The following is a 9,660-nucleotide window of genomic DNA, read 5'->3' as shown; positions in this document are numbered from 1 at the left end:
TTCTGAAAAGGAGACTTCTTGCTTCTGATTCGACATATCTAAAGGATTAAAGGGTTTATACTGTGGCAAAGATACAAAAAATCCCTTTTCATTCCCTTTGGCGAAAGACGATCATGTACGTTTCATAACGGTATGCTTTTATAAATGATCATTTCCATTCCGGGAATTGATCGATATCCTTATTGTTCGTGATCTCGTCAATAGGTATGGGAAGTCTGTTCAGTTTTTCGGGATAATTGAGATCTTGGTTATCTACATTGACATAGGTATAGGTAAATGAATTATCCGAATTCTTCTCTATCTTAAACCCATGACGCCTTATGCCGGTAAAGGCTTTAGGAGAAAGCCCCCAGCGACGCATGTCCCAATAATAGAGTCCTTCAAATGCTAATTCTACCTTCCTCTCATGTCTCAATGCTGCAAAGAGATTATCCCCACTGATACCGGTTAAATCCGGAAGATGAACACGCTCCCGAATTTTATTGATATATTTGAGAGCTGTGGCATTGTCGCCTGATTCATAGCAAGCTTCTGCATAATTGAGATCAACTTCTGCCAATCGGAACGCTATCCAGGGTTGGGTGCTGTTTTGTCCCTTGGAGAAACTATGAGTCTCGTCTACGAGTTTTCTGAGATAGTAACCTGTCGTTGTCCGTCCTTCCGGGGTCGCATCAGTTTCCCACGTACACCATCCGTCTACACCTCCGACATAAGGTTCGATATGGCGGTTCTTCCAAGAGGAACCATTGTATAGAATCGTTGCGGCGAACCAAGGTTCCAGTTTGTCATAAGGTGGTGTCTCCTTAGTACCTGTAGTTGTATGCCATTTGCTCCAGTCCGGTTTGCCTCCCGAAGCCAATTCATACTCTTCCACCATATCCTGTGTCGGGGTCGCATACCCACCTGAAGTGGAGTTCCCGTCCTCGGCGACATCTCCTCCAGGTGCATAATAGTTGTCGAAAGAGTGTGAAACATCATCAGAAGCATTATAGGAATATTGGAAGATCGCTTCACTGTTTCCGCTTTTGAAGGCATCGGCATAATTGGCAGTCAACTGATACCCCATAGCAAAGACCTTCTCGGAGGCTTCCTTGACGGCACTCCAGTTTTTGCAATAGAGCATGGCTCTTGACATCAAGGCATAGGCAGCTCCACTTGTCAAGCGGTCTGTAGGAGAAACACTCTTGGGAAGATGTTCACCGGCATATTTCAAATCGTCATAAATGAATTTCCAACCTTCTGCTTCCGTATTCAGGGCTTTGTCGGGCGAGATTTTCGACATATCTTCATCATAGAGGATCGCCTGATGATAACGCTTCATGAGTTCAAAATAGTAGAGACCTCTGAAAAAGCGCAGTTCACCTTTCATCCTTGACATGATGGAGTCATTGAAAGAGCCGTATTTCTCCAAGCCTGCAAGATCTTCATTCACCCTGCGGATCAAGGTATAGGTCGTTCCCCAGACACCGAAGTAGACATCGACATAAGTTGGCGTCAATACCGCTCCGCCATAAGAGATCTCATTGGGGATATACATCAAGGCATTGTTGTTCATGCTGCTGTATTTCAACTCATCCGTCAGTCCTTCCGTCATCCCTGCTACACATTCATAAGTGTTGAAACTCCCGATATCAGCTATGGAACTATAGAAATAGTTAATAGCCAAATTCGCATTGTCTTCGGTACTCCATACCAGTTTTTCAGAAATCTTGTCAGTAGGATCTATATCCAGATAATTGTTGCATGAGGTTAGACCACCTATTAATATTGCGGTCAGGATTGGAATGATATATTTCGTTTTCATAAGTGTTCTTTTTTGTAATTCAGAAAGTCATCGTTATTCCCGCCATATAAGTTTTCTGCTGTGGGTAGTAGCCGTTGTTTACGCGAGGTGATTCAGGATCGACACCTTTGGGAAGACGGTCCAGTGTGAACAGGTTCGAGCCTTCCAAAAAGATCCGGACCTTTTGGATGCTGGTAGATCTCATCCATGCCTTCGGAAAGGTGTAGCCGATCTGAGCGGATTTCAGACGAACGTAGTCTCCGCTTCTCATCCAAAAAGTTGAGGCTAATCCGTTGTCACCCCCATGACTGGTCTGTGACAAGGTCAAACGGGGGTATGTTCCATTGGGATTCTCAGTACTGTATGATTTCTCGACTAACCAAAGGGGTGAGTTGGCTCCGTCTTTAAAGGTCTGTGTCCAGATCGTGTTGTCATCATAACCGTTATAGTAGGTGCCCAGTAAGGAGACCGCAAACTTGAATCCTCCGGTAAACAACACGGCGCAATCAAAACCATTCCAACTCCCGCTAAGGTTCAAGCCGGATGTGATTTGAGGTCTGTTGCTACGTGCTGTAATAGCTTCGTCTTTGGAATCAATGACACCATCACCGTTGAGGTCTTTATACTTGATGTCTCCCACATTAGGTCTTGTCCCATACCATGCGGAATGAGTGATCTCGTCTTCGGATTTGAAGATCCCGTCTGCGATCCATGCACTGTAAGAGCCGACACTTGTACCGACAGTCTTTTGCCATGATTGGGCATTGGGACTGTCAGGATAGCGCAGCCATTTACTCTTTTCAGTGCTGATGTTCAAGTTGATCTGATAGATGAAAGGTTTTGAACAGACGTTGAACGCGTTACGATGAGACAGAGTCAGTTCCAGTCCTTTGACATCATATCTGTTATTGTTCGCGTAAGTCATGTAATATCCGCCCATAGACGGTGGCATGTCGGCTCCCATAGCAGAGAGCAGATCGTAATTCAAGTTGTAGAAATAGTCGAATTCAATGCCTAATTTACCTCTCCAGAAGGTTGCGTCAAGACCGATGTTCTGTGAACGGACCTTTGCCCAGGTCAGATTAGGATTCGCTATGACTGAGGTATAGACGGATGAATAAGAATTATTGTTGAGTATGACATTGCTCCCATACGAATAGGTGTCCAGATATGAAAAAGCGGAGATGTCATCTGAGTTGCCGGAGAGTCCTATAGACGTTCTGAGTTTAAGGTCATCGATCCAACTTGCATTTTTCAGGAAAGGCATGTTGGAGATACGCCATCCTAAAGAAAGTGAAGGAAAGAACCCCCAACGCTTGCTGGATATGTTTCCGTTGAATTTATAGGATCCGTCATATCTGCCGCTGAACTCGGCGAGATAGGTGTTGTCGTAATCATACTTCAATCGGAAGACATATCCTGCAGACCGGGTATGGATACTGCTACTGGATATAGGGGAACCTGTCGATAATGCCGTTCCAAAACTGAGTTCCGGCAGTTCTGCAAAAGCTACCCTTTCGGCATAAGCTGCGAAATCATTACATTTCCAGTCCCGTTCTTCTGCCAGGATCATTGCGTCAACGTTGTTCAAACCGAATCTGTTCGCATATTCCGCACTGATCTGCCCGACCAATTGCTCTGTGTTGTATTGACCTTCGGAGACATGATTGGTGGTATATCCGCGAGGGTCCGTAGCCAAATTGAAATGGTCTAAATCTGACCATGTTTTATAGTACGTGTTATAAGGTGTATCCAAGTTTTTGCTCAAAGACGACAGATAATCATACGAACCGGTAGCCTTTAAGGTCAGGCCAGTGAGCCATGGCGCGTCATATTGAATGCTGAAATTACTGTTCAACTCAAAACTCCGGGTCTTTTTATAGCCGGACTTATGAATGGCTGCCAGAGGACTATAGGCGACACTTGAATTATTGGGCAGGGTAGAGGTATATTGCCCATTATAAGTTTCTGGTAGAAAAGGATGCATCTGTATGACTTGATGGACGATAGACAGATAACCGACTTCTCCTGTCCCCTCTGAGCCGTCATCTGCCCCTCCAGAAGAATAACCTGGGGTGGAACGGCGTCCGATTGTACCTGCGGCTCCGAATATAACACTAAAATGCTTGCCTACTTTAGAATCTATATTTGTGCGGACATTGTACTGCCGGTATGTAAAATTGTCGATATTGCCTTTTTGATCCATGTATCCTGAACCTACATAATAATGTGTGCTTTCTGTCCCACCTTGTAATGACACATTATGTTTCATGTTGAATCCCGTCCCAAATACTTTATCAATGTAATTGACATTATCCCAGCCGTCATTAGGATCACCATTTGTCATAGCCTTGATGTCTTTATCCGAGAATACGGGTGTATAATCATCTTCTGATGCGATGCTCTTGTTCGCCAGTTTATCCATCATATCTGCCATGTTATAATAATGGGCATACTGAGGACCATTCATGAATTTAGGGAAATTCGCGTTGACGGAAATACCGAATTGCCCGTCGTATTGTAGAGTCGTTTTGCCTTCTTTTCCGCTTTTGGTCGTAACGATAACGACGCCCCCCGCAGCATTTAATCCATATACTGCTGCTGAAGCGCCATCTTTCAACACGGAAATACTTTCGATGTCATTTGGATCAATATCATTGATATCCCTCGGCATCCCATCTATGATATACAGCACACTGTATTGGGAACCACGGACACGAAGGCTCGCCTGGTCATTCCCCGGCTCTCCGGATGTCTGAATAGAGGATATTCCCGGGAGTCTGCCACCTAACAAACTAGAGACGTTTGTCGAAGGGGACTCCAGAAGTTCTGTTCCTTTGATGGATGAGACTGCTCCGGTAAGTGACTGCTTTTTCTCGATGCCGTATCCTACAACGACAACATCATTCAGCGTTGAGTGATCTTCATTTAGGGTTACATCGATCGTCTTTCTGCCCTTTACGCTTTCTTGCTGTGGCTTCATCCCGATATAGGAAAAGACAAGTACTGCTTCATCAGGAGCATTAATGTTATATTTCCCGTCAATACTGGAAATCGTACCTGTCTTTGACGAGCCTTTTATTGAAACAGAGACACCTGGAAGGGGATTCCCTGAGTGGTCTCTTATGATACCTGTTATTGCATTTTGAGCAAAGCATGGCAGAATAAATAGAAACAGGATGGGAAGAATAATTAAAATCTTCTTCCTTTGTGAAAGGGTTCTTTTAAGCCGTAAAATCTTCATAGACTTTTTTATTTGGTATTGAATATCACAATAAATGTCCTAAACTTGTACTGGTGAAGTTCTTTATGATGTGATGATAAATGAAATACGATGCCATGTTTTATATGATGCTTTTTTAGGGCATTTGGAAAATCTATTGGCAGCTCGTTTCAAGAGCCGGTCTTTTGCTAAATCAAATACACTTTTCATGTGCCATTTCACTTGACTCAGACCTCGTGTTTGACTTAATGTATGGAGTTGATTATTAAATATTATTACGAAATGCAAGATACTAAATAACTTTATTATAATACTTATGCAAATATATATAATAATTTAGTAAGTAGTCTAAATTAATGGAAATATATCCAGTATTTATAAAACGTTAACAGTTTTCTTTGTCCAATTCCTAAAGGTTGACGAGATTTAACATATGAAAGAGCTTTGATATATTGATGATCATAGTGCATCTTATATTATTAATTACATAACTTATATCCATGATATATGGATATGCTATTGGCAATATGATATCTCTTTCTTTTTTGTTGCATGACCGGATTATAATTTTAACTGTTAATAATGGGAAAGAGTTTAGTGTTATATTTAACGGAATAGGGATCGAATTTTATTGCATTCAAGTTAAATGAATATGGTGTATGGTTTGATTTCGCGGTAAATGATGTCATCCCTCTTTTCCTGATTTCTATGGCTTTATCCTGAATGGTGGGGCTGCTTCATCAATAGATAAGGCTGTTTTATGTTCCTTTCTCAAAACTATCAAAGAACGTAAACTGTAAAACTGTCGATATTGTTAAGAATAAGGTCAAACGAACTCTAAAATAACGTTTAATCTTTTTCAATTCATTATTATTGCTTATCTTTGTGAAATAATAAGAATTATCTGAAAAAGACACTCGTTTTTAAGATTATATTAAAATTTTAATATTAACAATATGAAATACAAAGCCCTTTTTCTCTTGGGTGTACTTGCCTTTGGCACTGCCTCATCTCTTTCAGCTAAAGACATTCATTATACGAAGGGTATAGGTCTCTATCCTGGTGATCCTGCCGAGAACAAAGCTCCGATATTAGGCAAAGATTTCGTTTACAGGAACGTGGCTTTGAATAGAATGGCTTATGCCTCTTCCTCCCTGGATTATAATCTGACGGCCCAATTGGCAACTGATGGCATCCTTTCTTCCGGAGAACCTTCTGCAGTTTCCGTCCTGACGAATACTGGTCTTTTGGATCTGCGTGATCGCGAAAAAACTTTTGACGGGAACGTCGTATCCAGTAATGTCTTGATGGGTGACCACGCTTTTATCCAATATGATTGGACTGGCAGTAAAACGAATTTGTCAACTCTGCATCTTCTGGGAGAGGTCGCATTTGACCCCAATATTTCTACGAAGGGATATCAAATACAGATCTTGGCTTCTGATGACGGAAAAAACTGGAAGGAGATTGGAAAACTTGAGGGGACTGGTCTTCCTGGAAATGCTACCCAACAAATGGTGAGTTCTGATCCCAATAAACAAGAGGCTATTGAAAAACTCCCTTTGAGACGTTTGGATCTGGATTTGCCAATTAAGGATGCGGGTGAGTATAGTCATCTGAAATTGAATTTTCTGATGCCTGGGGTGGCTTATTGGCGTCTATATGAGTTAGGTCCAAAAGCCAACGGTCATTTCGCCAATGAATCTTGGATGCCTTCGTACCACTTTAATAGCGTATGGATTTCAAAATACCTGAAAGGTCTTTCTGATCTGAGCCAATGGCTCTGTGTTGACTTAGGTACTGATGTGGACTTTAACCTGGTGAAGTTGTTTTGGCTGCATCGACCTTTAGTTGGGAAGGTGCAGGTTTCAAAGGATAACAAGACTTGGACTGATGTGGCAAATCTACATTCCGGTGCGTCTGATAATGATAGCATCTCCTGCGATGCCCACGGACGTTATGTCCGGATTCTGATGGAAAAGCCTGATAGTTCTTGGACTTATGGCTTGAGGGAAGTTCAAGTTATGGGGAAAGGAGGACTGAGTGTCAAGCAGGATTCCGTTCGAACTTTGCTCGTCAATGCCTCGCAATTGGACCGATCTAACATTCAGTTGGATCGCAACTGGCTCATTCGGCGGGATAGTGACTCCCGATGGATCAGCGGGACTGTTCCGGGAACAGTTTTGACCAGTTATATGAATATAGGGGCAGTTCCGGATGACCGTTATGGCAATAATATGCGCCAGATCTCCGAGTCTTATTTCAATTCTGATTTCTGGTATCGGAATAAGTTTACTGTCGAGCATTTAGATCAAAACAGAGTTGGGAAGAAATACTATTTGAATTTTGACGGCATTAACTGGAAAGCTAGAGTCTTTCTGAATGGGAATGATTTAGGGACTATAAACGGTGCTTTCATGCGAGGCCGCTTTGATGTGACTAAATACCTGAAAGACGGTGAGAATACCCTTGAAGTAAGGATCATCCATAATGCCCATATTGGTCCTGTAAAGATCAAGAATGCAGAGAGCACTGATATCAACGGAGGTGTATTAGGAGCTGACAACCCAACTTTTCATCCGACTATCGGCTGGGATTGGATAACCAGTACGCCCGGTCGTGATGCAGGGATTTGGAATGATGTGTATCTCTCTTCCGACAGAGGGGTTTATCTGCATGACCCGCTGGTGACCACCACCCTTAACCATCCTGATACGTTAGCGACAATGCTACCGCAACTGATGGTGAAGAATGAAGAGGACAAATCTCAGACGATTACTTTGAAAGGTTGGATCGGCACTGTCTCTTTTGAAAAGAAAGTGGATCTGCAGCCTTTGGAAGATAAGGAAGTGACCTTCTCTCCGGACGAGTTTCCGCAATTGAAACAGAGGCGCATGCGTCTGTGGTGGCCGAATGGCTACGGAGAACCGTATCTCTACCAAGCCGGTTATGCTGTTTCTGTTGAAGGTGAAACGGGAACTGTGCCTGTCTATAATGATACCTTGATTTATCAAACTGGAATACGGGAGGTATCTTACAAGGATATGAGAACAGTTTTCAAGATGTACATCAATGGGAAACGTTTCAATCCTTTGGGTGGAAACTGGGGATTCTCTGAAATCAACTTGAATTACCGCGGTCGCGAATATGATACCGCAGTAAGGTATCATAAGGAAATGAACTATAATATGATCCGTGACTGGGTAGGGCAAATCGGTGACGAGGAGTTCTATCGTGCGTGTGACAAATATGGTATTATGGTCTGGCAGGATTTCTGGTTAGCCAATCCTTGGGATGGACCCGATCCTTATGATGATAAGATGTTCCTGGACAATGCCAGGGATTATATCTTGAGAATACGCAATCACTCTTGCCTCGGAATTTATGTCGGCCGTAACGAAGGTGATCCTCCTGCTTCCTTGGAGAAACCTTTAGAGGAATATGTCAAAACTTTGCACCCTCAATTGGGCTATATCCCCAGTTCTGCAGATTATGGCGTTGGCGGTCATGGCCCTTATGGGGTAAAGCCAACTTCTTTCTATTTCTCTAATTTGAATAATAAACTCCATTCTGAAAAGGGGATGCCGAATGTGATGTCTTACGAGAGTTTGTGCCGGACTTTGGAGCCTGAGTCCCTTTGGCCTCAGAATGTAGCTTGGGGTGAACATGATTATACTATCCATGGTGCACAGAACGGCCAGTCGTTCAACGATATACTTGCACAGCATTTCGGAGCTGCCAAAGATGCAAAGCAGTTTACTGAGCAGGCTCAGTGGCTGAATTATGACGGTTATCGGGCTATGTATGAGAGTGCAGAAGTGAATCGATTGGGACTCCTGATCTGGATGAGTCATCCTTGTTGGCCGACGATGGTCTGGCAGACTTATGATTATTTCTTTGAACCGACAGCAGCCTATTTTGGTGTCAAGAAGGCTTGCGAACCATTGCACGTCCAGTTCAATCCGGCTAAAAAGTCCGTTGAGGTGGTCAATGTGTCCAAAGGTCCTCAGAGAAATCTGACGGTGAAGGCTCAGATTCTGGACATGTATGGAAAGAAAATCAGCGAGAAAGTCGTCCCTGTAACTATCGGGGAGGATGAAACAAAAGAGGCGTTGTCACTCGATCTTCCTGACAAAGACGTCTATTATATCCGATTGACACTCTTGAAAAAGAAACAACTGATTTCTGAGAATTTTTATGTTGAAGGAAGGGATGAGAATAATTGGAGGGCTCTGAATACACTGCCGAAAGTGAATGTGAAATACAAAGAGGTGTTTCGGAAAGAGGGAGACGAATGTAGGGGCATTGTGACAATTTGGAATCCGAATACAACTCCCGCCTTGATGTTGAGACTGAACCTCTTGAGATCCGGAGGACAGCAGATCCTTCCGGTCATTTATAGCGATAACTATTTTCATTTGATGCCGGGTGAGCGTCGGACCATAAATATCAGTTATAAATTGGCTGATGGCATGGGGGATGAGCCTCATGTGGATGTCACCGGTTTTAATCTTTCCGGCGAGCAATGAAATAAAGGAGCTTTAAGTCTTTTATGACTATTTCCCGGTTGATGGTGTGAAATCCACAGTCTGCCGGGATTTTTGTTTTGCATGTGCTCGATGAAATAAACCGGTTTAAGAATACAAATATTGTT

Annotated in this window: 3 protein-coding genes; 1 reads left to right on the top strand and 2 read right to left on the bottom strand. The window is 43.0% G+C overall.

The features are described from left to right. Positions 1 to 148: 148 nt before the first annotated feature. Both NG821_RS05410 and NG821_RS05405 read right to left on the bottom strand, forming a co-directional pair. A complete protein-coding gene (locus NG821_RS05410; protein WP_252760638.1) occupies positions 149 to 1,804 on the bottom strand; it encodes a RagB/SusD family nutrient uptake outer membrane protein in 1,656 nt (551 codons plus the stop codon). A gap of 19 nt (positions 1,805 to 1,823) precedes the next feature. Continuing rightward, on the bottom strand, positions 1,824 to 5,027 hold the full coding sequence (locus tag NG821_RS05405) for a SusC/RagA family TonB-linked outer membrane protein (protein ID WP_252760637.1): 3,204 nt from the start codon (positions 5,025 to 5,027) through the stop codon (positions 1,824 to 1,826). A 935-nt stretch (positions 5,028 to 5,962) separates the two neighbouring features. On the opposite strand from NG821_RS05405, the gene NG821_RS05400 reads away from it, so the two are divergent. Next, positions 5,963 to 9,535, top strand: a complete 3,573-nt coding sequence (locus tag NG821_RS05400; protein ID WP_252760636.1) for a glycosyl hydrolase 2 galactose-binding domain-containing protein — start codon at positions 5,963 to 5,965, stop codon at positions 9,533 to 9,535. Positions 9,536 to 9,660 lie beyond the last annotated feature (125 nt).

The organism is Segatella cerevisiae (assembly GCF_024054555.1).
Classification (GTDB): Bacteria; Bacteroidota; Bacteroidia; order Bacteroidales; family Bacteroidaceae; genus Prevotella; species Prevotella cerevisiae.
The sequence above is the reverse complement of the archived record's forward strand: the minus strand, read 5'-3'. Positions and strand labels throughout refer to the sequence as shown.

Excerpts from the sequence above, each read along its gene's own strand:
- NG821_RS05410 (WP_252760638.1), bottom strand. The coding sequence starts at position 1,804 with ATGAAAACGAAATATATCATTCCAATCCTGACCGCAATATTAATAGGT.
- NG821_RS05405 (WP_252760637.1), bottom strand. The coding sequence starts at position 5,027 with ATGAAGATTTTACGGCTTAAAAGAACCCTTTCACAAAGGAAGAAGATT.
- NG821_RS05400 (WP_252760636.1), top strand. The coding sequence starts at position 5,963 with ATGAAATACAAAGCCCTTTTTCTCTTGGGTGTACTTGCCTTTGGCACT.